The 26643-nt window shown below is 39.7% G+C and carries 28 protein-coding genes; 3 read left to right on the top strand and 25 right to left on the bottom strand.

The features are described 5' to 3' along the window. Positions 1-53: 53 nt before the first annotated feature. The 16 genes from ACIQXR_RS01685 to ACIQXR_RS01610 form a co-directional block, all read right to left on the bottom strand. Entirely contained in the window at positions 54-1847 is a 1794-nt protein-coding gene (locus tag ACIQXR_RS01685) for an ATP-binding protein (protein WP_402956971.1), read from the bottom strand. Beyond that, on the bottom strand, positions 1844-2560 hold the full coding sequence (locus ACIQXR_RS01680) for a response regulator (protein ID WP_402956654.1): 717 nt from the start codon (positions 2558-2560) through the stop codon (positions 1844-1846). The genes ACIQXR_RS01685 and ACIQXR_RS01680 overlap by 4 nt, the downstream gene beginning before the upstream one ends. Positions 2561-2843: 283 nt before the next feature. After that, on the bottom strand, positions 2844-4022 hold the full coding sequence (ccsB, locus tag ACIQXR_RS01675; RefSeq protein ID WP_402869241.1) for a c-type cytochrome biogenesis protein CcsB: 1179 nt from the start codon (positions 4020-4022) through the stop codon (positions 2844-2846). Further along, positions 4015-5661, bottom strand: coding sequence for a cytochrome c biogenesis protein ResB (gene resB / locus ACIQXR_RS01670; RefSeq protein WP_402869242.1), 1647 nt, complete (start codon positions 5659-5661; stop codon positions 4015-4017). Before resB ends, ccsB begins: the two co-directional genes overlap by 8 nt. A gap of 18 nt (positions 5662-5679) precedes the next feature. Continuing rightward, complete coding sequence (gene resA / locus ACIQXR_RS01665; protein WP_402956650.1) at positions 5680-6210, bottom strand: thiol-disulfide oxidoreductase ResA; 531 nt, start codon at positions 6208-6210, stop codon at positions 5680-5682. Between the two features lie 198 nt (positions 6211-6408). Further along, on the bottom strand, positions 6409-7149 hold the full coding sequence (locus tag ACIQXR_RS01660) for a pseudouridine synthase (RefSeq protein WP_402869246.1): 741 nt from the start codon (positions 7147-7149) through the stop codon (positions 6409-6411). Between the two features lie 277 nt (positions 7150-7426). After that, positions 7427-7966 (bottom strand): spore maturation protein, encoded by a 540-nt coding sequence (locus ACIQXR_RS01655; RefSeq protein WP_402869247.1) that lies wholly within the window; start codon positions 7964-7966, stop codon positions 7427-7429. Between the two features lie 2 nt (positions 7967-7968). Continuing rightward, positions 7969-8562, bottom strand: a complete 594-nt coding sequence (locus tag ACIQXR_RS01650) for a nucleoside recognition domain-containing protein (RefSeq protein WP_402869248.1) — start codon at positions 8560-8562, stop codon at positions 7969-7971. Then, positions 8555-9715, bottom strand: coding sequence for a D-alanyl-D-alanine carboxypeptidase family protein (locus ACIQXR_RS01645; RefSeq protein WP_402869250.1), 1161 nt, complete (start codon positions 9713-9715; stop codon positions 8555-8557). The genes ACIQXR_RS01650 and ACIQXR_RS01645 overlap by 8 nt, the downstream gene beginning before the upstream one ends. Positions 9716-9906: 191 nt before the next feature. After that, positions 9907-11556 carry an FAD-dependent oxidoreductase gene (locus tag ACIQXR_RS01640; protein ID WP_402956646.1) on the bottom strand — a complete coding sequence of 550 codons (1650 nt, stop codon included), beginning with the start codon at positions 11554-11556 and terminating at the stop codon, positions 9907-9909. A gap of 134 nt (positions 11557-11690) precedes the next feature. After that, a complete protein-coding gene (ahpC, locus tag ACIQXR_RS01635) occupies positions 11691-12254 on the bottom strand; it encodes an alkyl hydroperoxide reductase subunit C (RefSeq protein WP_402869253.1) in 564 nt (187 codons plus the stop codon). 429 nt (positions 12255-12683) lie between these two features. Continuing rightward, a complete protein-coding gene (locus ACIQXR_RS01630) occupies positions 12684-13562 on the bottom strand; it encodes a superoxide dismutase (protein WP_402956644.1) in 879 nt (292 codons plus the stop codon). Between the two features lie 111 nt (positions 13563-13673). Continuing rightward, positions 13674-14162, bottom strand: coding sequence for a YpuI family protein (locus ACIQXR_RS01625; protein WP_402869256.1), 489 nt, complete (start codon positions 14160-14162; stop codon positions 13674-13676). A gap of 22 nt (positions 14163-14184) precedes the next feature. Beyond that, entirely contained in the window at positions 14185-14598 is a 414-nt protein-coding gene (locus ACIQXR_RS01620; protein WP_402869258.1) for a hypothetical protein, read from the bottom strand. A gap of 58 nt (positions 14599-14656) precedes the next feature. Beyond that, the gene (gene scpB, locus ACIQXR_RS01615; protein WP_402869259.1) at positions 14657-15238 is read right to left on the bottom strand and encodes an SMC-Scp complex subunit ScpB; all 582 of its coding nucleotides are present in this window, start codon (positions 15236-15238) and stop codon (positions 14657-14659) included. Then, positions 15225-15992, bottom strand: coding sequence for a segregation/condensation protein A (locus ACIQXR_RS01610; RefSeq protein ID WP_402869261.1), 768 nt, complete (start codon positions 15990-15992; stop codon positions 15225-15227). The genes scpB and ACIQXR_RS01610 overlap by 14 nt, the downstream gene beginning before the upstream one ends. A gap of 217 nt (positions 15993-16209) precedes the next feature. Here ACIQXR_RS01610 and ACIQXR_RS01605 point away from each other — a divergent pair, with 217 nt between their 5' ends. Beyond that, complete coding sequence (locus ACIQXR_RS01605) at positions 16210-16302, top strand: YjcZ family sporulation protein (protein ID WP_402869262.1); 93 nt, start codon at positions 16210-16212, stop codon at positions 16300-16302. Between the two features lie 159 nt (positions 16303-16461). Further along, complete coding sequence (locus ACIQXR_RS01600) at positions 16462-16998, top strand: DUF309 domain-containing protein (protein ID WP_402956640.1); 537 nt, start codon at positions 16462-16464, stop codon at positions 16996-16998. 32 nt (positions 16999-17030) lie between these two features. Here the strand turns inward: ACIQXR_RS01600 and ACIQXR_RS01595 are convergent, their stop codons facing one another. Beyond that, positions 17031-17366 (bottom strand): GNAT family N-acetyltransferase, encoded by a 336-nt coding sequence (locus ACIQXR_RS01595; protein WP_402869266.1) that lies wholly within the window; start codon positions 17364-17366, stop codon positions 17031-17033. 560 nt (positions 17367-17926) lie between these two features. Between ACIQXR_RS01595 and ACIQXR_RS01590 the strand changes: the two genes are divergently transcribed. After that, complete coding sequence (locus ACIQXR_RS01590) at positions 17927-18796, top strand: DUF1002 domain-containing protein (protein WP_402869268.1); 870 nt, start codon at positions 17927-17929, stop codon at positions 18794-18796. A 119-nt stretch (positions 18797-18915) separates the two neighbouring features. On the opposite strand, the gene lysA is transcribed toward ACIQXR_RS01590, so the two are convergent. From lysA to spoIIAB, 8 genes are all read right to left on the bottom strand, one after another. Next, the gene (gene lysA, locus ACIQXR_RS01585) at positions 18916-20244 is read right to left on the bottom strand and encodes a diaminopimelate decarboxylase (protein WP_403079365.1); all 1329 of its coding nucleotides are present in this window, start codon (positions 20242-20244) and stop codon (positions 18916-18918) included. A 273-nt stretch (positions 20245-20517) separates the two neighbouring features. Then, positions 20518-22002 carry a spore germination protein gene (locus ACIQXR_RS01580; RefSeq protein WP_402869271.1) on the bottom strand — a complete coding sequence of 495 codons (1485 nt, stop codon included), beginning with the start codon at positions 22000-22002 and terminating at the stop codon, positions 20518-20520. After that, positions 21986-22564, bottom strand: coding sequence for a stage V sporulation protein SpoVABEA (spoVAEA, locus tag ACIQXR_RS01575; RefSeq protein ID WP_402869273.1), 579 nt, complete (start codon positions 22562-22564; stop codon positions 21986-21988). The genes ACIQXR_RS01580 and spoVAEA overlap by 17 nt, the downstream gene beginning before the upstream one ends. Positions 22565-22603: 39 nt before the next feature. Continuing rightward, the gene (locus tag ACIQXR_RS01570; RefSeq protein WP_402869275.1) at positions 22604-23026 is read right to left on the bottom strand and encodes a stage V sporulation protein AB; all 423 of its coding nucleotides are present in this window, start codon (positions 23024-23026) and stop codon (positions 22604-22606) included. Then, on the bottom strand, positions 23016-23633 hold the full coding sequence (locus ACIQXR_RS01565; RefSeq protein ID WP_402956636.1) for a stage V sporulation protein AA: 618 nt from the start codon (positions 23631-23633) through the stop codon (positions 23016-23018). Before ACIQXR_RS01565 ends, ACIQXR_RS01570 begins: the two co-directional genes overlap by 11 nt. Positions 23634-23799: 166 nt before the next feature. Continuing rightward, complete coding sequence (locus ACIQXR_RS01560) at positions 23800-25095, bottom strand: NCS2 family permease (protein ID WP_402869279.1); 1296 nt, start codon at positions 25093-25095, stop codon at positions 23800-23802. A 325-nt stretch (positions 25096-25420) separates the two neighbouring features. Further along, on the bottom strand, positions 25421-26188 hold the full coding sequence (gene sigF / locus ACIQXR_RS01555; protein WP_402869281.1) for an RNA polymerase sporulation sigma factor SigF: 768 nt from the start codon (positions 26186-26188) through the stop codon (positions 25421-25423). 13 nt (positions 26189-26201) lie between these two features. Beyond that, positions 26202-26642, bottom strand: a complete 441-nt coding sequence (spoIIAB, locus tag ACIQXR_RS01550) for an anti-sigma F factor (protein ID WP_402869282.1) — start codon at positions 26640-26642, stop codon at positions 26202-26204. Position 26643: the final 1 nt, after the last annotated feature.

Here is a 26643-nt window from a genome sequence, read left to right as displayed (position 1 = left end):
TTTGCCCACTCTGTTTCTCATGTATCAAGATTATTTGCCAAGCAATCTGACATTTATTCAGTATTTTCCAATATTCGAGGTAGAATAAAGCTGAATGTTGTTCCCTTTTCTGGTAAACTGTTCACCGAAATATATCCATCATGTGCATCAATGATATTTTTAACAATGGCCAGACCTAGGCCCGTACCAGACCGTCCACGGGTACGTGCTTTATCCGCTTTATAAAATCTCTCGAATACGAATGGTAAGTCTTCTTCCGGAATACCTGAACCAGAGTCCTTCACATCTATAATCAAGCCTCTGCGATCACTCATTTTTTGAATGACATCGATTTTTCCGCCTGCAGGAGTATGACGGATTGCATTATCAATTAAATTCGTCAATACCTGCTCAATTCTATCAGGGTCAAAATTCCAGTTGATCCCATCGTCTTGAAGATGCGTCGTAATCGTGATCCCTTTATCTCTAGCCAGTCCATAGAACTTACTTGTAATCCTCTTTAAATAGGGGGAGACGGAAACCAGGTCATAAGTAAGGTTCATTTTCCCTGATTCCAATCTGGCTAGATCCAATAAATCATTAACTAAACGTCCCATCCTCAACGATTCATCATAAATGATCTGAGCCATTTCCATTTTTTCAGCTTCACTGCCTGCTATATCATCTACAATGGCTTCACTATACCCTTGTAGCATCGATATCGGGGTCCTTAACTCATGGGACACATTGGCAATGAAGTCCGTCCTTAGTTTATCCATGCGACGTTCATCACTCATATCACGGATGATGGCGACAGCACCGCGGATATTATCTGCAGTTGAATATAAAGGACTGACAATCAGTCCCCAATTTCTACCCTGTAAAGTAATTTCTCCAACTTGTTCCTTATCATAGGACTCTGATTCGTCAAATAGATTCATGAGTACTGATGGTACATTCATATTGTCTTCCCGATTGTATCCTTTTTCAAAGTACCATGCTTGCAAGAACCGGTCAGCTGGAGGATTCGTCTCAAGGATAGTACCATCTTTATTAAAGGTAATAACCCCGTCTGCCATACTGCTGAGAATGCTTGCAAGGTGTTCCTTTTCTTGACTGAGGGCATTCATGTTGAATTTCAGCTGTTTTCTCATCTGATTAAATGCAATGGCCAACTCACCTATTTCATCCTGGGTGAGGATGGGAACCTTGGTATCAAATTTACCACGAGCTATGGCCAAGGCAGCTTCCCTCATTTTTACTAGTGGAGCATTGATTCTCGTAGATAAAAAGAAAGCGAAAATCGTTGTCAATATTATAGCGATCCCTGCAGCTAAGAGGATGAACTGCGTTGTAGATTTCGTTGTTTCTTCCATCGATTCCAATGACTGAATCAAGAAAACCTCATCCTGCTGACCATTTAATTCAAGAGGAACCCCCACTACAATTGCTGACAATGTATCTTCATCTGTCCCCTCAGTCGAAAGCATCATCTCTTTTTTTACAGTTTTTCTCTCTGTAAATACCTTTAATAATTCGGGATCATCTTTAATGAATTCAGGCGTTATCTTAAACCCATTCTCATCAACAGATGAAAAGACCATTTTATTGTCATTCAAGATGATTACTTTCGTTTCATCACCTATCAATTCAGAAGCTATTTGGAGAACTTCGTCTCCAGTGCCCCCATGTTCATTCGTGACCGTAATGATTTGCTGTGCCATTTTGGTTAAATCATTTTCGACATTCTCTATCTGAAAATTATCAAAGAATTCAACCAGAAGTACAGTCAAAACGATCAGAACAAAGGATACCAGCAAAAGAATCGTTGCCCAAAGCTTACCAACAACACTGCCCCATAGCATCAGTCGTTAATAACTTCGAACTTGTAACCCACGCCCCAAACAGTGACAATCATTTTGGCAGCATTTTCGGATATACGGTTTAACTTTTCACGCAAGCGTTTGACATGCGTGTCCACAGTTCGAAGGTCTCCAAAGAATTCATAATGCCACACTTCTTTTAGCAACTGCTCACGATCAAAAACTTTATCGGGGGATTTCGCCAAGAAATATAATAATTCATATTCTTTTGGCGTGAGAGATACTTCCTTGCCATCCGCGAGCACACGATGGGCATCATTATCAATCGTTAGGTGGGAAAATACGATTACATCTTTTGCTGATGCTTCGGTTTGCATGTAATTTGCATTGGAAGAACGGCGCAATAACGCCTTGACCCTTAATACAACCTCACGTGGACTGAAGGGTTTGACAATATAATCATCTGTCCCCACTTCGAATCCTTGGACTCTATTCACTTCTTCACCTTTAGCGGTAAGCATGATGATAGGTGTCGTTTTTTTCTCTCTCAACTCCCGACAGACTTCAATACCATCTTTACCAGGCATCATAATATCCAATAAGATTAAATCATAATCATTTTCTAGAGCTTTCACTAAAGCCTCATCACCATTTTCAGCTTCATCAATTATGTATTCTTCTCTTTCTAAATACATTTTTAGCAAGCGGCGGATTCTTTCTTCATCATCCACCACAAGAATTTTAATAGCATTATACATTTCGTAACCAGCCTCCTATCATTTATTTTACAAAATGAAAGCTTTAATGCCTAATATTATTTCTTAACAAATCCCGATAAACAGCCAATTCTATAGGCTCTTCCTTAACTTTTCACTATATTGTCACAATAATTACCACAAGTTATCTAAAAGCCCTCTAGGATTTATTTCCCTAGCAATAACGCTTTAATCATAAAAAAGGGATCGTTTGGTAGGAATATCGATAAAATTAACGACATTACTATCAAAAGACCCCCTTCATCTAATGATAAGGTTCCCTTAATTAGGCATATGAATGCAAACCAGCGATAACCAAATTCACAAATATCAAATTGAATATCATGATGGCAAAACCAATGACCGCAAGCCAGGCTGATTTTTCTCCCTGCCATCCCTTAGACATACGCAGATGTAAAAAGGCTGCATAAAACAACCAGGTGATAAGGGCCCATACTTCCTTCGGGTCCCATCCCCAGAATCGTGTCCAAGCAATCTGGGCCCAAATCATGGCAAAAATAAGTGCCCCGAGTGTGAAGACTGGAAATCCAATTAAAACGGAACGGTAACTGATTTCATCCAGCAAGTTCAAATTAACATTTTTAACAAGCGGTTTTATTAGAGCAGCGACTCTTTTCCGAGAAATCAACCTTATCAAGCCATACAGGACCAGTCCTGCACCAATCGACCATATGACTGTGTTCAATTTTTTCGCATTGATTATTGCAGGCATCTCCACCAATGGTTGGAATTGTCCCTTTTCAAGCATAACCCCTTCATGAGGACCAACCAATGCAGGAAGTGTATATTCCTGTTTGGCTGCCATATCTTTTTTATCAACCCAATCAAAACTAGCTTTATAATCCATCATGGAGAAAGTGGAGGATACTATTACAAGTGCAAGTGTACTGACTAACGTATACATGATGATTTCAAGAAAAAATGTCCGTTTACTTGCTTTTGTCTGTTCCACCGATTTAACCAGATAAATGATAGCGGCGATAAAGCTAATGGCAAGAATGGACTGCCCTGCCGCTGCAGTTGTTACATGGATATGTAGCCAATCACTCTGCAAGGCTGGTATGAGCGGCGATATTTCCGTCGGAAACAGACTTGCATACGCAATGATCAATAATGCAATGGGGAGGGCAAACAACCCAAGGACGGGCGTTTTATAAAGAAAGTAAATCAAGATGAATGCCCCTACCATCATCATGCCGAAAAATGTTGTAAATTCAAACAGGTTACTAACAGGTGCATGGCCCGCAGCAATCCATCTTGTAATAAAATAACCCACCTGCGCTGCAAATCCTAAAATGGTCAAGGTGATTCCTAATTTTGCCCAGTTATTTTGTTTTTTCTCCTCTGCTCCTTTTTTATCCTTTATCGAGCCTCCAAAAATAAAGGTCGCAATTAGATATAAAAAGAAGGCCGCATATAATAAATTACCGCTCAAATCAGCCATTTAAAACTTCCCCCTTATTAGAAGATTTCTCCTCTTCTAGTAAATCTGTTGGTTCACAAAGTGGTGTTGATTCAATCGCATTTTTTATATCTTTCTTAATGCCATGCCAGTTTTTATTGGTATGGCCGGCTATCAAAATCTCACTCTCATTTCTTTTAATCCATATACGGCGATGATTCCAATACGAACCTTGGATAACACCTATCATGAAGATAATTCCCCCGGTGAAAAGAATCCACAATGTAAGATCTTTCCTGACAGTCAAAGCTGTAACGTCTTTCGTTTCAACTCCAGCAAAAGCCAGTTTATATGTATTTTCTCCTAATGGTTCCACTGTCTCTTTTATAGCTACGAAACTCACTTCTCCATCTGGTTTATCTGGGGTCTTCATATTAAAGATAAATGCCGGATTATTCGGAACCTTTGATATCGTCGTCGGTTCTCCTTTTTCATCAAATTCGAAATCGGGGAAATAACTCATTAACTCGACAGAATACCCTTTATTCAATTCATACATCTTCTGCGGATTATTCAAATCCACCGTGATATTTCCAAATTTCTCATCTGTCTCTTTATTGATAAGATTAAAAGACATGGTACTAAGCTCGTCCAATTTATAATCCACCTGATAATAAGCAAAGTGATCGTGTTTCAAGGGTTCATTCACTTTTATTTTAAAATCCTTAACTTTATCAAGTTCTGCTTTTTCACCTGGCAACGCTTCATTTTGACGCTCGAACAATGTCACATCTGCTTCATAAGTCTTAGCTATCGTACCAGTTTTATCAATGGCGGCACTGAATTGCTCGTCTTCTTCATTCTCTTTATCATAGACTTCCAGTGTGAATTCATTATTCTTAAGATAATACTCACCATTTGTACCAGGAATCTCTTTTGTCTCGCCTTCCCTTAGCCAAAGCACTTTATCAATATACATTCCAGGTACTGAGCGTAGTAAAGCCCCAATTAAAAAAATGATAAGTCCGATATGGTTGACGTAAGGGCCCCAACGTGAAAAACGGCTTTTTTCTGCAAGAATGTTCCCATTTTCCTCACGTATATGATAGCGCTGCTTTTTCAACCGCTCTTTTACTTCTTCCAAATCTACTCCCTGGCCATCAAGCTTCGTCACTCCCGATACCCTTTGTCGCTTCATGAAACCATCATGGCGAGTAATTCCTTGTTTCTTTAAAGACCGATATAATGGGAAAAAGCGGTCGATACTTGCAATCAGAAGGGATATGCCCAACATCGCTATAATGATTAGATACCACCATGAACTGTATAAATTATGAAATCCGAATTCATAATACAACTTCCCTAACGTTCCATACTCCGATTGGTAATGTTCGGCGGGTGTTACAGAAGAAGGGATATACATTTCCTGTGGAAATATTGTTCCGATTGCAGAAGCAACCAAGGCCAGGACTATAAGGGTAACCCCAACCTTAACGGAAGAGAAGAAATTCCAGACTTTATCAATGATCGTTTTGTTATAAGTCTGTGAACGTCTGGCACTTCCCTCATAGCGCATATCAATTAATTTTTTATCTTCTTTATCCAGGATACTCCCGCAAACTTCACAAATTTTTGTACCATATGGATTTACATGGCCACAATCGCATTTTACTTCTTTCATGTCAAAAACTCCCCAGTATTATGGTTTAATTCTCTCCATATGCTTTTGGATGCTCTCTTCTGTCAAGGCTCCGGTAATGATATCTATCACCTTTCCTTCTTTATCTATCAAGAAGGTTACCGGTAAAATATCAACGCGATACGCATTCTCCACTTCCCTGCCTTTATCAATCATGATTGGGAAGGTAAGATTATGTTTTGCAGCATAATTATTGACCGAATATTCAGATTCCCCGACATTGACTGCTAATATCTCAACACCCTGGTCCTTGTATGTTTGATATTGACTTTCCATATAAGGCATTTCGTATTCACAAGGCTTACAATATGTACCCCAAAAGTTCAGGAAAACACCCTGTCCTTTATAATCCGACAACTTATGTTCTTTGCCTGCCATGTCAGTCAAAACAAAATTAGGAGCTTCCTTTCCTTTTTGAAGACTGTCATTCTTATCTTTAGTGAAGTTCGTATAAAGGGCAAACACTAAAGCTGCACCTAATAACAGTAGAATGATGGTCCTGCTCACTAGGCGTCGCTTTTTTCTATCCATAGAAATCCTCCTAAGGCAGCTCTATATTTCACCATACCAATATAACATGTAACACGATGACCATATTTTGAAGATTCGTCGACACCTTTTTCGTATCATGAAAGAAAAGGAATTTACAGGCTGTTTTCCACCACCCCATTCAACCGCTTGGATGAATGGGGTAACGGTTTCAACCTGTTAATAAAGAGAAAAAACGTATTACATTCTCCGCTGTTTAGGGTCAGTCGATGCCATCGTCCGCATTAATTTAACTTCATGGGGAGTTAACTCTCTTGAATCTCCCGCAGTCAGCCCATCTAATGTTAAGAAACCATATTGCTCCCGTTTTAATTTAATTACAGGATGGCCTATCGCTTCAAACATCCGACGGACCTGGCGGTTTCTCCCTTCATGGATAGTGATTTCTATAATGGCCGTTTCCTTTTTCTTATCAGTCGTCAGTACTCTGGTCTTAGCTGGAGCTGTTTTTCCATCTTCAAGCATGATTCCTTTTTCTAATTTCCTTAGGCTCTCACGTAAAGGAATGCCCTTCACTTTAGCTACATACACTTTGTCGACTTCATGTTTTGGATGCATGAGTGTATTCGCAAAATCCCCGTCATTCGTTAAAACCAATAAACCGGAAGTATCATAATCGAGACGACCTACAGGATAAATCCGTTCTTGGACGAATGGGAAGTAATCCGTTACGACTTTTCTATTTTTATCATCCGAAACAGCTGAAATGACTCCGCGTGGTTTGTAGAATACGAAATATACAGGTGGTTCTTTCTCGAGTGGGATTTCATTGACCTGTACTTTGTCATTAGGACCTACCTTCACACCTAATTCTTTCACTACTTTACCGTTCACTTTTACCTTGCCTTCTAATATTAGCTCTTCGGCCTTACGACGCGATGCTAATCCTGCATGTGCTATTACCTTTTGTAATCTTTCCATCTATCTTCACCTCATAGTATAATCATTCGTTTGTTATTGTCTGTACATACACAATCATACAATTATTACATATAGCGAGGCAAAAACAAAAGGTTTTTCGTGAATATGGCCGTTTCTTTTATTATTTCATCCATTTAGGATCTGTTATATAGGCTGGTTTCCATAATGAGTGTAACATAGCTTAATTTTCCATGGCAAAAAAATGTATCCTTTTCTTAAAATCGTAAAATATAGGATATCAATAAAAAAAGGAAATGGATACATCCATTTCCTCGGCTTACTTTGTACCAAAAACAAGCGTGACCACAACCACTGCTGCTATAACCCCGACTAAATCCGCCAATAAGCCAACCTTGAGTGCATCACCCATTTTTTTAATTCCCACTGCTCCGAAATATACAGTCAACACATACAGGGTCGTATCTGTACTTCCCTGGATCGTAGCCGCCAAGCGACCAACAAAGGAATCCGGACCATATACGGAAATCAAGTCACTCGTCATCCCTAATGCAGCCGTTCCCGATATAGGACGGATGATCGCCAGGGGGAAAACCTCAGCCGGGAAGTGAAGAAAGGACAGAATCGGTTTTAATGCCTGTACGAAGGAATCAAGAGCCCCTGAGGCTCTAAACACCGATATGGCGACGAGCATTCCCACCAAGAAAGGGATAAGGGAGAAAGACATACTGATTCCTTCCTTCCCCCCCTCTACGAAGGTCTCATAGGTGGGAACCTTCTTATACGTACCGTATAATAAAATCGAGAGAATCAAAAGTGGTATCAACCAAATCGAAATGGCGGTCATCCATTGTAGCATTCCTATTCCCTCCCATTCCGCTTTCTCCTGTAATAAAAGTATCGATCTATCGCTATTCCCCCTACCGCCGAAATGGCTGTAGCCACGATAGTTGGAAACACTATGTCAGTCGGGGAGACGGCATCGTAATTCATCCTTATAGCAATGACGGTCGTTGGGATCAATGTCACACTTGAAGTATTCACCGCTAAAAAGGTAACCATCGAACGGCTTACGGTCGCTTTATTACCATTTAATTTCTTTAACTGCTCCATGGCTTTAATCCCTAATGGTGTCGCTGCATTTCCCAATCCAAACGTATTCGCCATCATATTGGATAAAATATAGCCCATTGCAGGATGATTGGGAGGGACTTCAGGGAATAACCATTTCATTAAAGGCTTGAACAAAACGGATAGTTTTTCGAGCAGCCCCGATTCTTCCGCGATTTTCATTAACCCCAGCCAAAAAACCAGAATGCTCATCAAGCCTATCGAAAGGGTGACAGCTTCCTTGGCACTAACAAAAAGTGCTTCATTCACCTGATTCATGGTCCCATTAATCATGGCGAATACTATACCGATTACTGTCATTCCAACCCAGATATAATTAACCATTTCTATCTATTCCCAATACTGCTTCGAATAGAGCAGCCCACGAGGATTGAAAAGATTGCTGGTTGAAACTTTCTACAGTTTCACCATAAAAGATGGAACGCGAACCGACCTGTTTTCCATCCAGATAGATATAAGCCTTGCCCACTACTTCCGGAATATTTCGTTTATCTTCCCAACTCTTCTTCGGCTTCAGGAATTTCATTTTAACCTTTATTGAATTCCTTTCGTCCTTAGTAAGAGGATAGGAAAAATCATTTTTGAAATAAACATGCCCTCTATACGTTTTATTCTTTATGTCCTTTATGGCGCCTTCAGGAAGAATTTCAGTCAAACTGTAATTCTTGAAAGCAGATTCATACATATTGATGTGGTCATTCCAATCATCCGGCCCATTCAACGTGACAGCGATAAGATTATGATTATTTTTAGTCGCTGTAGTGACCAATGTCCGCTTTGCAAGTTTAGTATAGCCCGTTTTCCCGCCGGTACAATACTCATATAATTGCGTGAGTAGCCGATTCTTATTTTTCCATACATAATCCCAATTCTCGGTCGAGTTAGGGGCCCGATGTACTTTAGTGCCAGCTATCTTGGCATATGTCTTGTTTTGCATAGCATAACGGGTGAGTAAAGCCATATCATATGCCGTTGAATAATGATTCTTGGTATTATCCAATCCATGAGGGTTCGTAAAGTGGGAGTTTTTCATACCGATTTCTTCCGCTTTTTGATTCATCATCCAAATGAAACCATCAAGGCTCCCTCCCACCTTTTCGCTGATCGCAACAGCCGCGTCATTCCCCGAACGTAACATCAAGCCATAAACCAAATCTTCAAGCTTGATCTTTTCACCTTCTTTCAAATAAAGGGAAGACCCTTCAGTACCAAAAGCATTACTACTGATTGTTACGGTCTCATCCATTTCTCCCGATTCGATAGCTAAGATAGCAGTCATGATTTTCGTGATACTTGCAATTCGGTTCTTTTCGTGAGCATTCACTTCATAAATGACCCTTCCACTTTCTTCGTCCATTAAAATGGCACTATGGGCACTGACGGCTACGTTGGCTTGAACGCTCTGTAATGGTGCTAGAAAAGAAAACATGAGAATGACCATACACAATTTGGGTATTTCTTTATATAGAAAACGCATGAGTGCCCTCCCGTTTCTTTACTTGTTTTTGTACAAGTTTATGCAAATGGACAAGGGTTATGATTAAATAATCGAAGGTCTTTAAAGATAATAGGAAGGTTACAAGCATAATTCAATTAGGTTAAGGTACAAAAAAACGAAAAAAAACCGATGAACAGACATGTTATGTCCATCCATCGGTTTTTCATCTATTAAACTAATAAAGCAGCAATTTCATCGATCTTCTTCGCTCCGAACACTACTTCCTCATCATTGATGATCATAGCCGGAACACTCATAACTTTATACTTTTTCTTAATGTCTTGGAAATTACTGATGTCGACCATCTCAGCTTCAACATTAGGATTTTCAATGGCGATTCTTTGTGCTCCAACTACAACGTCAGGACAGAAGTGGCACGCTAAAGATACCATGACTTTAATATTTGTCTTCTTGCTAATTGATTTGATTGAATCCCGAACAGCAGCATCCATCGCTTGACCCGGACCAGCAAGATTGTAGATAGCTAAAATGAAGGAGTTTAGTTCATGTCCGCCTGGTACACCGTGATATTTGACCCCACTGTATTCCCCATTCGAATTTAACAGGGAGACTACAGGGAATTTATCGGCATTCACTTTTTCTTCCATACCTTTGTTTTCACCTTTATTATATAGCTCAAGATGAAGCTTGTCCCCTAATTCTGCAACATCTAATAAGAAGTCACGTAATTCTACCGATTTGGGTAGGCTTTCATCCACGATTGATACTAAGGTCACGTCATTCTCCATCTTATCGAAGATTCCTTTTAGTTGGCCTCTTAACGTATCGCTCAGTAAGGAGCTCTTACCTGCTGGTGCAGCAGCTTTTTTCTTTTCCTCTTTCTTTTCTTCCACTACCGGCTCATCTTTAATGCCTAAGCGGTCTTTTTCTTCTGCAACATATTTACCCGCATCCGTAGCGGCTATCGCTCCATCAGATACTGCTGTAATGATCTGACGCAAGGACTTCGGTCTCAAGTCACCTGCTGCGTAAACACCCTTTATATTTGTGTTCATATCATCGTCAGTTAGGATATAGCCAGCACGGTCCATTTCAATATGGCCTTGGAAAATGGCCGTTTGAGGTTGATAACCAATGAACACGAAAATGCCAAATGTACTGTCTTCTTCCTTCGCTTCATATTCCCACTCTTCTTTTGTTACGTTATTGATGAAGCGGGCACGTTGAATCATGCCGTCGCCATAAGCACCAAGAATCTCTGTATTGAATTTGACCTCGATTTTCTCATTGGCCATTACTTTATCGACAATGGAAGGGGCACATGAGAAGGCTGATTCGCGGGCGATAATGGTTACTTTTGTTGCAAAGCGAGTAAGGAAAATGGCTTCTTCAGCCGCTGCATATCCTGCTCCAATGACGAAAACTTCCAAGCCTTCAAAGAACTCTCCATCACAGGTTGAACAATACGCTACGCCTCGGCCAGTGAATTCTTCTTCTCCTGGAAACCCAAGTTTTCTTGGGGTGGCGCCCGTTGCAATGATTACAGCGCGTGCATGATAGTCCCCACTAAGCGTTTTTACGATTTTTACTTCCCCAGAGAAATCTACGCCGGTTACATCTGATTTAGCGAACTCCACACCAAAATCTTCGTTTTGAAGTTTCATTTCCTCCACTAGCTTTGGACCTGAGATGTTGCGAATACCAGGATAGTTAGCTATTTCTGAAGTGGTGGCTGCTTGCCCACCGCCAGTTCCTTTTTCAAGGATGATCGTTTTTAATTTTGCTCGACCTGCATAAACTCCCGCAGAAAGACCTGCTGGCCCTCCCCCGATAATCAATAAATCATATATTTTTTCCATAGTTGATCTCCTTGCTGTTTAAAAAATTTTATTTTTAAAGGACAAAAGGCACTTATTGAAGTAAGTGCCTTTTGTCAATCATAGCTGTTTTATATATCAACTAGTTGATATATGTATAGGGAAATATCCTAAAATTAAAGTTTTCCTACTAGGTCAAAGCTTGGCTCTAATGTATCTTCACCTGGAGTCCATTTAGCAGGGCAAACTTTATCTCCATGTTCTGCTACGAATTGTGCAGCTTGAACTTTTCTAATAAGTTCTTCAGCATTACGGCCGATTCCCATGTCATTCACTTCATATGATTTGATTTGGCCTTCTGGATTTACGATGAAAGTACCACGTAAAGCTACGCCATCTTCTTCGACTAATACTCCAAATTGACGAGATAGAGCTAGTGCTGGATCTGCTAGCATTGGGTATTCGATTTTACCGATTGTATCAGTAGCATCTGCCCATCCTTTATGGCTGAAATGAGAATCAGTTGAAACCGAGTAAACTTCACAACCGATTTCTTTGAATGTTTCATAGTTATCTTGAAGATCAGCTAATTCTGTTGGACATACGAATGAAAAGTCAGCTGGATAGAAGAAGAATACAGCCCATTTTCCTTTTACATCTTCTAGTGTCACTTCTTTGAACTCTCCTGATTGGTATGCTTGAACTTTAAAATCTTCAACTTGTTTATTAATTAATGACATATTATTATTCCTCCAGAAAAAATATTTTTTGCTTCCTGTTTATAATAATTATTATTTAGTAACTAGTCAATAAATATAACTTAATAATTGTCATGTTCACATTTTCGACACAACTTTATACTAATATACATAAAAACAAGTTATAATCCCTATGAATGGTCTATTTAACATACCCACATTACTATATCAAGAACTAATATGAAAAATATAAAATTATTTTAGAAGAAATATCACGCCCTAATTCTAATAACAATAATTTACAATTGAGAATATTCACCTGAAGTATTCACTCCCTTTCGGTCCCTGATTTCCTCTTCCTGTCATTTTTCCATACTTTTCATACCCCCGAAAATAATCTAAACGAAAAAGATGGAACCACTATGGCCCCATCCATCCCTTCCTATCTTTTCGCGAGAACTCATTTACTATTCATTGTTGTTTCCAAATCAGTCTTTTTGCTTTATTGAACCGTAATGTGGTTTGCGGCCAATTTATGACATTCCACCATTTTTTTACATAGGCTGCCCTATTGTTCTTATATTGAAGATAATAAGCATGTTCCCAGACATCCAGAACAAGGACAGGGATGGTATCCCATTGTGTCAAAATCATATGTCGCTCAGATTGAAGGATCTCTAACCTACGTGATCGGGGAACCCAGACTAAAATGGCCCAGCCAACGCCTTCCACCTGTTTGGCCGCTTCGCTGAAGTGACTTTTAAAAGCCTCGAAACTTCCAAAGTCTCTCTCAATCTGTTTAAGGAGATCTCCCTTCGGCTGACCTCCACCTCCGGGCATCATGCCTTCCCAAAATAATGTATGCAGATAATGTCCGGAACCATGGAATGCCGCCTCTCTTTCCCAATGTTTCAAAAGTGAAAAATCATTGGATTCTCTTGCCTTTTTCATCATTAACTCCGCTTTATTCAAACCATCCACATATGTTTGGTGATGCTTATCATGATGCAAGCGCATAATTTCTGCCGAAATGATTGGTTCAAGTGCATCGTATGAATATGGCAAGGGGGGAAGCGTATGTTTCCCGATACCTACAGATCCCTCTGTTTCGTTCTGAGATTGGAACCCATTTGCCCTTTCTTTGATTTCTCTATAAATCCTGTTTATTTCTTCTTCAATCTTTTGTAGTTCTTCATTATCTATATCTCCGGTTTCCAATGTCTTTGTCCATCGTGAAAGCTGTTCCATATTTGCTATCATTCGTCGGTCCTTAATATCAATACTCTCCATGTACCCCATCATTTGTTCGATCCATTCACTGACATCCGTCACATACTGTCTTATATCCAATAAGCACACCCTCCAAAAATCTCAAATAAGACATCAACCCATTTTATGCTCCAAATAAAAGAAAAGACCATTAACAAAAAAACAGCAAGGCTATTAGGCCCTGCTGTTTCCTTATCGAGATTGCAACATCTTAGTTCGATAATCGGTTTCGTAAAACTCCAATTCTTCACGCATGTTCTGGAATCCACTCTCTACGGTCTTAAGAATGGTGATGATACTATCCGGTACCGTTTGATGGAACTTGATGGAGTTTTTCCCTGTATAAGCTGAACGACTGTCTTCAAACCATCGGTCCGATTTTGGTGAAAAGTACTCTTCGATACATTGATGATACACTCTATAAAGCGTCTTTTCCGCAGCAGCTTTATTAAAAACCTCATTTTTAAGAACGATTTGACATGCTTCCAAACCCTCTTCACAACTTACAAGCATTCTTCTTAAACTAGAGAGAATTCCTTTATAATAGCTTTCTTCACCATTTTTTTCCTGTTGCAACTTAGAATAAGTCGTTTCATTCAGAAACTCCTCTAGCTGAGCCACTGTCGTTTCTAAAAAGCTTTTTACATCCTCAAGCTGTGATTTTACCAATGTATTCCCCAACCGTGAACCCTCCTCATAATGATTATGATTGATAAAAGTCTAAATATGTTTTAATATCATATGGTTTAGCTTGTTCAATAGATCTAAACACTTCCTCTAGTTTTGGAAAGTTTATATTTAGAAAGTAACTTGCTAACTCTTTTTCTGAATTTATATATATTCGCTTTCGGCTGGATAAACTTGGTTCTTTGATGAGACAAATCAAAGCGATAATATCAGCCATATAGATATCTCTAGTCAGGCTTTTGAAAACGGGATTTTGAGAATATGGAGTCCAACGGGCGATCATCTCATCGAAGTAACGAAGATACAATACATTCAATACCTTTTCTTCACCGGCCTGTATGTATTTGACAGTGGAACGGTTAAAGAAGTCCTCGGGAGAATTTGATTTTTCTTTTTCAAGCGCATACCCATTGCACGCTACAATGCGCACCTGCAACCCCTCCAAACATCCATTTTTTTCTATATTATCACAAAATCATGAGGATTTGTTATTCGATTGTTTTTTGGAAGTTCTCGAAAAACAGATCAGCTTCTCCGTTTTCGAAGCTTTCTTCCGTATTATCGGCAAGTGGCGGCAACTCGTTTATGGATTTTAGTCCGAAGTAATCTAAAAACTCTTTCGTTGTGCCGTATAAATAAGCGCGACCAGACCCTTCAGCTCTACCGACCTCTTTAATTAAAACTTTCGTAACAAGCGTATGAATCGGACGGTCTGTTTTCACTCCGCGTATCTCATCTATTTCCGCTCTCGTAATCGGCTGTTTATAGGCGATTATGGCCAACGTTTCCAAAGCTGCCTGTGTCAACCCTTGTGAACTGGATGTTTCCACAAGTTTCTTTAAATAATCGGAGTGTTCTTTCTTAGTTGCCAGCTGGAACACACCGGCTATTTCAATAATTTGAATCCCCCGTGTATCCGTGAGATAGTCTTCCTTTAAACTTTCAATGATGTCCGTTGCTTGATATTCTGTGATTTCAAGGACTGAGGCAATTTGCTTGATGGAAAGACCTTCATCTCCGGATGCAAACAAAAGGGCCTCGAGTATCCCTTTCCAATTAATAACTTCCAACTGGTTCTACACCTTCCTTAGCTACAATCATGATTTCCGAAAAATTATCTTCTTGTTCAACTTTAATTTCATTTAATTTCATCAGTTCCAATACCGCTAAAAATGTAATCACTATATGCTCCTTGACTGGCTCTGGAAACAAATCAAAAAAGCTCTTCTTGCCTTTAAACGTTTGGAGGTCTGCCATGATTTCTTCCATGCGTTTTTCAATGGAAATCTCTTGTTTCGTCACTTTTGTATAAAGGGGCTTTTGAATCTTTTGCCGGCGAAGCAACTTTTGCAAGGCACCCAACATATCGTAAAGGCTAACATTTAACTCCTGCAATTCACTTTCCGTTTCTTTTACATATTCAGACAGATCACTTGGCGGTTTAGTGAATATCAAGTTCCGTTCTTCTTCCAGTTCTTTGAATTCTTCTGCTGCAGATTTATACTTTTTATATTCCAATAGTTTCTCTACAAGTTCGTCACGAGGATCTTCTTCGAATAATTCCCCATCTTCATCCATCAATAGCTCATCTTCATGCTTAGGCAGCAACATTTTACTTTTGATGGCGAGTAAAGTAGCGGCCATGACTAAATATTCGCTCGCAATATCTAATTCAAGATGCTGCATCGTATGGATATAGCCTAAATATTGCTCTGTGATATCAGCCATAGGGATATCATAAATATCTATTTCTAGACGGTTTATCAAATGAAGGAGTAAATCCATCGGTCCTTCGAATGCATCAATTTTAATATTATAACCCATCAAAATACCCCATTTAAATCTAATTGGCCTTTAATTGGCCTATTTCTTCATTAATCAAGTATAGAGGATTACCGGCCCTTTATCCATTACAAATAAAGCTCTGCTTGATTTAAAGTTTTTTCATGCGGATTTTTTAAATTGGGTCGTTGCCCAATCATATTTATAAAATGAACATAGTCTAAGAATGTAAGATAAGCAGAATAAAGGAGGTACTTATATGGGTGGCAATGCAGGAGGTTTTGGTGGCGGATTTGCGTTTATCGTAGTATTATTCATTTTATTAGTTATCGTCGGTGCTTCTTGGTTATAATTGAAAACTGACGACACAAGCTGATTGCATAGCAATCAGCTTTCCTTATTTTTCTGGACATTTTTTTATGGTACTATGGTATTTATACTTAAAAAGCGGTAATCGTCTAAAAAAGCTTTCTTAACCTAAGGGAAAATAAGGCACAAGGAGGGGTTATTATTGCATTTACCTGAAGACTATCTCTCTTTCCTCATCCATTTTCACGGAACTCGAGATTACTTTGAGTGTCACGAAATACTTGAAGAGTATTGGAAAGAAACAGCTCCTAAAGAACGTGATTCACATTGGGTCGGCCTGATTCAAATCGCCGTTGCCCTATACCATGATCGCAGGGGCAATAATGCAGGGGCTACAAGAACTCTTGCAAAGGCCATATCCAACCTTCATTTAAAAAAAGCCGAGCTGCGACAATTGGGTCTTGATCCCGAAGCCCTGCTCGATTTGCTTCAACAGACACATGAACGAATGTTGCTTAAAAAACCCTATAGAAGCATTAATCTTCCCATTAATGACCCGGAACTACTTGCACATTGCCAAACCTTATGCAAACAGAAAGGATACACGTGGTGCATGGACAGTGATTGTACGAATGTAGGGTTGGTCGATAAACATTTAACACGCGATCGTTCTGACGTTATCTTGAAAAGGGCCAAACAACTTTCCTTAAGGAAATCAAAAATAGAGGACCGCTCATGAGAGCATCCTCTATTTTTGATTAGATAAGTTTTTCAACACTTTTCAATAAAACTTTCCGTATGCTCGTTTGCCTTTAATTCTTTGTCAGGGTATTGTTCCTTCACTGACCTAACCATTTCTTTGCCTATCCCTTGCTTACGGAAAGAAGGATTTACAGATATATGTTGAATCTCGATGAAATTGGAACTTGTCTCTATTCCAATCAAGCCGACGATTTCTTCATCTTTCCATAAGAACAACTGCAAATTTTCATCTGTTTCATAATTCTTCATGGTATTCCGAAGCACTTTTATCTCTTTTTCATTTGGCATGAAAGATAATAACCCCATGGCAAACTTTTCATAACTTTTCTTATACTTAATCAACATAATATCCCTCGTTACTAAATAACGTTTTTTATTATTTACCTGTTTATCTAGTTTATACACTTTGATGATTACTCTCACTTATGACATTTACATCATACATAAAAACTTTATTCGTTTCAACATCACTTTCAGCACTTGAATTATAGATTCCCTAGTGCTACGCGATAAATGTCCAGTAGATAATTCCCCATATCAAAGCCACAACAAGCATCATAAGTAAAAGTGTTTTATTACTCCTTCTCATCCCATACTCCCTTTATTTTTATGAATAACTATTTAAATATCGAATTCATTCTACTATAACTTAGCACATTTTGACAAATCCCCTTGCAATCTCGCTCTGTTTTTACTACATTGATAAAGGATATAATGGTTTCATGGCCTGTATCTTCATTACGAATGATGGAAGATCGTTCAGCTACTTTAATAGGGACTAATTTTTGGTGAAAAAAATTAATAAAAACTGTATCTTTTTTTCGCTTCGATTCGTCCAATCTAATGTAACCCTATCAGTAGGTTATAATCTATTAAGAACAGAGGAAAAGTTAAGGAGGAAAATCATGAAAAGTCCAAAAAAATGGGTCATTGTGACCATTTTATTATGTCTGTTATTGCCTTATAAGGCCTTTGCGGATGCCGCAGTTGGCGATATGATCGTTACACTAGGAGAAAATTTGTCTAAAGAACAAAAAAGCATGCTCCTTTCAGAAATGAAAGCACCTGACGATGTGGAGGTCCTGACAGTCACCAATGCGGAAGAACATGAATATTTGGGAGATTATATAGCTAGCAGATTAATAGGTACAAAAGCTATATCCTCTTCTGCCATTACGCTTGAGGAAAAAGGCACAGGCCTAAAATTGGAATCCAAGAACATTAATTGGGTAACTGATGAAATGTATATCAATGCCCTTGCGACTGCTGGGGTTAAAGATGCTACCGTTTATGTCACAGCACCTATTCCAGTTTCCGGTACAGCTGCCTTAACAGGTGTCATTAAAGCCTATGAATTATCTTCTGATAAAGCAATCTCCGAAGATGTAAAACAGGCTGCCAATGAAGAAATGGTCACCACTGCTGAATTGGGAGATGAAATCGGTACGGAAGAGGCTTCTGCACTCGTAACGAAAATCAAAGAGAAAATGGCAGACAACCCTCCTGCCACTACAGAGGATGTTCGTAAGATCGTAGAATCCGCTGCAAATGATCTTGGCCTAGTCTTAAATGAAGGGCAAATTCAAAGCTTGATCGATCTATTCAATAAATTAAAAGAATTGAATATTGATTGGAACGCCGTTGGTGACCAATTGACAGAAGCTAAAGATAAATTGTCCAACTTCCTTGAATCTGAAGAAGGACAATCATTTCTAGATAAATTAAAGGATGTCTTCAATAGTCTAATAGATGCTATCAAATCTTTTTTTAGCTGATTCACAATAAAATGGCGGTACCTAGAAGTACCACCGGTAAATAAATAGTAAAAGGCAGAAACGTTCATCACGTTTCTGCCTTTTACTATTTTAAAAAAGGAGTTACATCCTCTTTTTGATTATTCTTTATTCAAACCAACCGCTTCGTGAAAAGCTAAATCATGACGGATAAGATCATCGAAGGTTTCACGCCTGATGACTAAACGCCCTTCCCCGTTTTCAACGAAAACCACCGCCGGTCTCGGAATCCGGTTATAATTGTTAGACATGGAATACCCATAAGCCCCTGTACAGAAAACAGCTAAAATATCTCCTCGTCCAGCTTTTGGCAAGGGTAAATCCCAAATCAGCATATCGCCGCTTTCACAACATTTCCCGGCAATAGCAACCGTCTCCTCCACTGGATCAAGTGGGCGATTGGCTAGTACCGCATCATACTTCGCTTCGTATAAGGCTGGACGAATATTATCGCTCATGCCCCCATCGACAGCTAGGTATTTGCGGACGTCCGGTACTTCCTTTTCTGAACCCACTTTATATAAGGTGATACCTGCATCTCCGACCAAGGAGCGACCAGGTTCAATCCAAATCTCCGGCATTTCTAAATCAGACTGGGCAATCTGTATTTGCACTTCCCTCACGATTTCTTCTACATATTGAGATGCTGGAAGCGGATCGTCTTCTTCTGTATAACGGATTCCGAAGCCTCCGCCTAAATTTAGCACCTTTGGCTGAAAACCAATTGCTTTATGCCACTCTCTTAGCTTGCCAATGATTTTTTGGGCGGCCAAAAGAAAGCCAGTGGTTTGAAAGATTTGGGAACCTATATGGCAGTGCAACCCGAGCACTTCAAGCCACTTGCTTTTTAACGCCTGTTTAAGGGCGCCTTCCGCCTGACCATTAATTAGATCGAAACCAAATTTCGAATCTTCCTGCCCTGTTAAAATATAATCATGTGTATGCGCTTCAATGCCAGGTGTCACACGTAAAAGAATTCTGACCTTTTCTTCTCGGTTTGAACAGATTTCTTCAAGTAGTGTCAATTCAGAAAAGTTGTCCACCACAATACACCCTATTTGGTAATCTAGTGCCATATGTAACTCTTCGACACTTTTATTATTCCCATGGAAATGGATACGTTCGGTTGGGAAATTAGCCTTGATGGCTGTATATAATTCCCCCGCTGAGACCACGTCGAGTGACAAGCCCTCCTGTTCGGCCAATTGAATCATGGCAATGGATGAAAATGCTTTACTTGCGTACGCCACCTGAGCCGGTATTCCCAATTCTTCAAATGTCCGCTTAAATCCTCTTGCCCGTTCGCGTATTAACTCTACATCATAGACATATAACGGCGTACCATATTTTTCTGTTAACTTAACAGTATCCACTCCGCCAATTTGTAGATGTCCACGGTCATTTACATGACTAGTCCCAAACAAATGCATAATAGTCTCACCTTCCTGATCCAAACTTACGGTTAAATGAAGTGAGGGATCGTAAGAGGTTCCTCGAAAAGGATGATATCCCTTTAAATCTCCTCATCCAAATTCCTCGTTTACTATTCTTATTTACCTGTTTCTACACGTTCCCATTAAATATAATTGCGTAGTTCGAAATCAGATTGGTTTAACTCCAAAGAGCCCAAACTCTTTGTGAAGCCACTTTACTGCTTTATTCGAATAAAATTAAATTAACACAACTTTTCGACAACATCAACCTTAAGATTTCCTAGGCTGCCTGTATTTGTCCTGTGGATGGACGATACTCGGCCGTTCTCTGGAACCTGGAAAAGGTCTTCTTAATATAATATGTGACAAGGCTCTTGGTTGAAACGGGATTAACGGCCATAAATAGGGTGTATTCAATGCTTTTATGCTCGTTAATAAAATGATATATAGCGTTATTCCTATGATTAACCCAGGCAGCTTGAACAAGGCAACCAAAACGATCAAAGCTAATCGAGACAGTTTATTGGCAACCCCTAATTCCAAACTTGGGGTGACAAATGTCCCAATGGTCGCAACCGATGCATAAAGAACGACTTCCGGCACAAATAACCCTACATCAATAGCAATCTGTCCGATCAAGACCGCAGCAATTAATCCCATTGCAGTTGAAAGTGGGGTCGGGGTATGGATGGCGGCCATCCGTAAAAATTCGATCCCGATATCCGAAATGAAAATTTGGACAACAATCGGAATATGCGTTTTTTCATTTGGCCCGATAAATTCCAGTTTATCCGGAAGGAAGTCAGGCTCTAAACAAAACAACAACCACAATGGAAGCAAAAATAACGAAGCGGCTATCCCGAGAAATCTGGTCCACCGTACCATTGTTCCAACAGCGGGGGATTGTCTGTACTCTTCTGCATGCTGCATATGATGGAAGAGGGGAGCAGGGGTGATGATGACACTAGGTGAGGTATCCACATAGACTAGTACATGGCCTTCCAGTAAGTGTGTTGCGGCTACATCAGCACGCTCTGTATATCGGACAAGAGGATATGGATTATATCCTTGCTTAACGATAAATTCTTCTACCGTTTTATCCGCCATCGTTAGCCCATCTATTTTTATATCTTCCAATTTCGTACGAACGGTTTCAATTAAACCCGGGTCCGCTATATCTTTAATATACCCTATCGCAATATCCGTTTTAGAGCGTTCGCCGACCTTCATGATTTCGAAACGTAATCTCTCATCCCTGATTCTCCGTCTAGTGATGGCTGTATTTACAATGATATTTTCTACAAATCCATCCCTAGAACCACGGACAACTTTTTCTGTATCGGGTTCTTCAGGCTGTCGTCCAGGGTAACTCCTGACATCGACAACCAACCCTATATCGTATCCATCCATCACAATGACGATTAAACCGGAAAGGACTTGGTCAACCAACTCATCCATCGTACGTATTTCTTCCACAGATTGGTGAACGAGTAAATTTTTCATGAAATCAAATACTTTTGTCGTTTTTATTTCAGTATTTTGAGAATGGACCATCGAGTTAAGAAGTTCAATGATGAATTCCGTATCCGTAAGTCCATTCACATAATAAAGGTGAACTTCTTTTCTTAAAACTTTTATTTTCCTTACGCCTAAATCAAAACTGACACCCAGACCGACCCTCTTTTCCATGAAAGTATCGACTTCCACCACGTTAGTCGGAATGGGCTTCATATTTTGTTTATCCTCTGATGCCATCAAGACCGCTCCTTTCCAATATAATTTGCACAGCAAGTTTTGTGATTGGTGCTCCTTTTTTAAAGTCGTCCTGGTGTGACATTTTTCCAATGTCTCCAATGCCTACAACGATCGGAGCTTTTAACTCATCAATGCAATACACCGTATCCCCGGTTATCTTCCCTATCTCAAATTCCTGGGCTCCGAATTTGTCCACCCCATTTTCCGTCAACTGCCCATCCCTATCGATACAGACATCCACCTTAGTCCACTCTTCCCTTCTACTTTTCGAAGCAACGGCTATGATGCCCAGGACATGGATGTCAGGATGGCTTGCAACCACCTTCATCGCCGTTTCACCGAATCCCTCACCCATGAAGCCACTATCATCGAACATGACCAACACGGGGTCATTCTTCGCTTTCTTTATAAGGTCTACCAGCTCCAAACCTGTATAACGGGACGGATTCCCTTGTGACATTGAAATGCAGCGCCCTCCGATTTCTCTTGCAACTAGCTCAACAGCACGATTTGCATATACATCTCCATCTGTTATCAATATCACTTTTCGTTTGGTCACCATCAGGAGCCTTCCTTTCATCAGGTATGCGTATGGTCGTTCTTATAAATCGACAAAATAAATCCATTGAAATAAGGATCCAACTATTTTACCTAACACTAGTGCCATTAACAGATAAATGATTTTATCTTGTATGCCTACTCGTTTGGACAAGATCGGGAAAACATTCAACACCTCAGTCAGTGCAGCTGCAAGCATTCCATTAAAAATACCGTCCGCAAGTCCGATTGGAATTAATAAGAAAGAAGGAAGAGCAAAGGTCGTCCCCTGTAGGCCAAACCATGTTCCTCCGACCACTCCTGAAATTATGGCCACTTCATAATACCGAACCATTTTTAACGTTTTTGTCAGCTGTGTCAGCCTTGGTATGACACCAAGTACAGTCAGAAAAGCTACAAAACCAGCACCTGTAGCGACACCGCCGGCTAGCCCAACAAAAATCCCGAAAATGATATTACCTGTCATCGAGATGACGCACGCTCTCATTATTCTCATTCATAATGACGTACCGATCTAAATCCTGCTGGTAATTGAACATTTCAACCTCGAGTGGGCTAGGTTCTTCATTAAAGCGTTTTTTAAAGAAGTGATTAAAAAACAAAATCATTCCAATCCCAATACCGAAACTATAGGGTATTTGGATCAACAAAGGCTTTTCATCAACCCTTCCTGTTATTAGCGTAAAGAGTTTTTGATGAACTTCTCCCATACTTACATCCACATGGAAATTCATGATGGTAATACCCCCTCCAATGAACATAAGCAACCAGATAACGGCGAAAGTAACGAAAGACATTTTCTTTTTGGGATAAATGACTTCGATGATTGTCTGGGAGGGCCCAAATGTCTCCACTTCGATATGTGGATCGATTGCCTGTATGGCCATGATGAGTTGGGCCAAATCGATGATAATGATATTCTTATCTTCACTATTCACCGTTAATAAAAGGGCCCTTTCAATACTAGAAACCAATTCTTCAGGACCAATAATTTTTGCAATATCTTTTATTCTTACCTTTTGGTTTACATTTACATGCACCCGGTTCCTCATTCTGGTGTAAATGACTGCCATCACTTTTCACATCCCGACCTTTTATTTCCTTATAATAGTAGTATGGATTGGAAACAGAGTGAAAATGCAGAAAGAAAATGATGTCCAAATATTACTAATTCAAAGAAATGAAATAAAAAAAAGACATGCCGGATATCAGCATGTCTTTTTGTAAAATATTTATAAATTAATGAGTTGGGAAGAAGATCATTTGAATCAAGAAAACCACGCCAAAAATATAAATGAGCGGGTGAACGGATTTACCTTTTCCACTGAAGAATTTCATCAAAGGATAGGTAATGAACCCCATTGCAATCCCTGTCGATATGCTTGAAGTAAGCGGCATCGTTAATATGATTGCAAATGCCGGAAAAGCTTCATCAAATGTTTTCCAATCCACTTTCGCAAGACCTTCCATCATCAAGCAACCTACAATTATCAATACAGGTGCCGTGATGGCAGAAACGGAGGAAATGGCCGCTATTAATGGAGAAAAGAAAATGGAAAGAGCGAATAAGATGGCAACGACCGTGGCAGTTAAGCCCGTACGTCCCCCAGCTGCTACTCCAGTACTCGATTCAACATAAGCGGTTGATGGGCTTGTTCCAAACAACGAGCCAACCGTCGTGGCAATAGCGTCTCCCAAGAAGGCCTTTTTAGCACGAGGGATCTTTCCATCCTTCGTTAATCCCGCTTGTTCCGTCACTCCAATTAATGTACCTGTCGTGTCAAATATCGTTACAAGTAAAAAGGCAAATACGACTGTATATAAAGAATTGCTAAATACTCCAGCAATATCAATATCGAAAAAGACCGGTGAAGGTGGTGTTGATAGAATTCCATCAAATTTCAGCATCCCCATAAAGTAACCAATGATTGCTGTAACAATCATGCCAATGAAGATAGCTCCTTTAACATTCCGAGACATCAAGATTAGAGTGAATAATAAACCTATAAGGGCCAAAACGGTGCCTGGTTGGTGTAAATCCCCGAGTGAAACCATGGTTCCTTCATTCGGTACGACAATCCCCGCATTTTTCAAACCCATAAATGCGATGAATAGACCAATACCAGATGTGATTCCAAATTTCAACGAATTTGGGATGGCATCAATAATCATTTTGCGCAAGCTCGTAACACTTACCAGAATAAATAATAGACCTGCTATGAAAACTGTACCAAAAACTGTTTGATAAGAAAGACCGTGTGCACCTACCACACTGGCAAAATAAGCATTCAGCCCCATACCTGGTGCAACGGCAATCGGATACTTCGCTAATAATCCCATAATTAAGGTACCTAGGACTGCAGAAATGACGGTCGCCATAAAGACCTGTTCAAATGGTATTCCTATTGAAGATAATAAAGCAGGATTGACAATAATAATATAAACCATGGTGAAGAATGTCGTAACACCTGCCATAATTTCAGTGCGAACATTCGTCCCATTTGCTTTTAAGGAAAAAAACTTTTCTAAAAACATATTTTTCTGACCTCCATATATTAAGGAAACACCATTCAATCGCTTGCACAAAGGTGACCTTGCATTAATACTTCATCTTTCAAATTTCAACGAGATAAAAACCTTATGAAAATAGTTTTAAATCCGAATGAAACCAGCGACCTTTACTATAATATTCGTTTTTAACTTCAAATTCAACTAAAAAATTCGTTTTTTCTTCTTTTTTCACAAATATATATTTCCTTTTCAACATTCCTACCAAATGTTGTGTGGCACACTTCCCCTTCACTTCCTTACTATTTCCAAAATCCCACTTTTTCTCCCAGCAAATGAAAGACCACATGAATCAACGATTCATGTGGTCTTTCATTTGCTGAAGGATTTTTTTCTCCAACCGTGATACTTGAACTTGTGATATTCCTAGCCTAACGGCGACCTCCGACTGAGTCTGGTCTTTATAATATCTCAAAAAAACAATTAACCTTTCCCGTTCATTCAATTCTTGGATGGCTTCTTTTAAAGCGATTTGGTCGAACCACGATGAATCATTATGGTCGGCAATCTGGTCGAGAAGAGTAATTGGGTCTCCATCATTTTCATAAACCGTTTCATGAATGGAAGAAGGGCTACGGCTAGCTTCTTGGGCCATGATAATTTCTTCAGGTGATAATTCAAGATGTTCTGCCAATTCATTGACAGTCGGAACACGACCGTGCGTTTTTGAAAGTTCTTCTCTGGCCCGACGGATTTTATTCGCCATTTCCTTTAAAGAACGGCTTACTTTCACAGTACCATCATCACGGATAAACCGTTGAATTTCACCAATGATCATGGGGACAGCATACGTCGAGAATTTCACTTCAAACGTTAAGTCAAATTTATCAACTGATTTTAATAACCCGATGCAGCCAATCTGATACAAATCATCCGGTTCATAGCCACGATTGAGGAACCTTTGGACAACGGACCATACAAGCCTTAGATTGCTGTTGACAATTAAGTTCCTTGCATCCTGGTCCCCACTCTGACTGAGTTTAATCAACCTACGCAATTCCTCATCTTTTAAATGGGTCTGGCCTTTCTTGCTCTTCTCGTATTTAACCTCCACATCCATATGCAAGTCTCCCTTAATTGCACAAAGCTCTGCTTGTAGTTAAGTGCTTTTTTAATCGAATGATCGTTCCTTCTCCCTTATGCGAAATGATATGGATCTCATCCATGAAGTTCTCCATGATCGTAAATCCCATGCCGGATCGTTCAAGTTCGGGTTTCGTCGTGAATAGTGGCTGCTTAGCCTCTTCAACATCCTCAATGCCCAATCCTTCATCACGAATTGTCACTTCGACCGTATCTCCTTCGATGACTACAGAAATGTAGACCCACCCTTCCGGATCGTTTTCATATCCATGAATGATTGAATTCGTGACCGCTTCAGAAACGACCGTCTTAATCTCTGTCAATTCATCCATCGTGGGATCTAATTGAGCAATGAATGCCGCAACCGTCACCCTTGCGAATGATTCATTTTGGCTAAGTGCTGAAAATTTCGTTTCCATTTTATTTTTCATG

It is taken from the genome of Peribacillus sp. NPDC097224 (genome assembly GCF_044761985.1).
Classification (GTDB): Bacteria; Bacillota; Bacilli; order Bacillales; family DSM-1321; genus Peribacillus.
The sequence above is the reverse complement of the archived record's forward strand: the minus strand, read 5'-3'. Positions and strand labels throughout refer to the sequence as shown.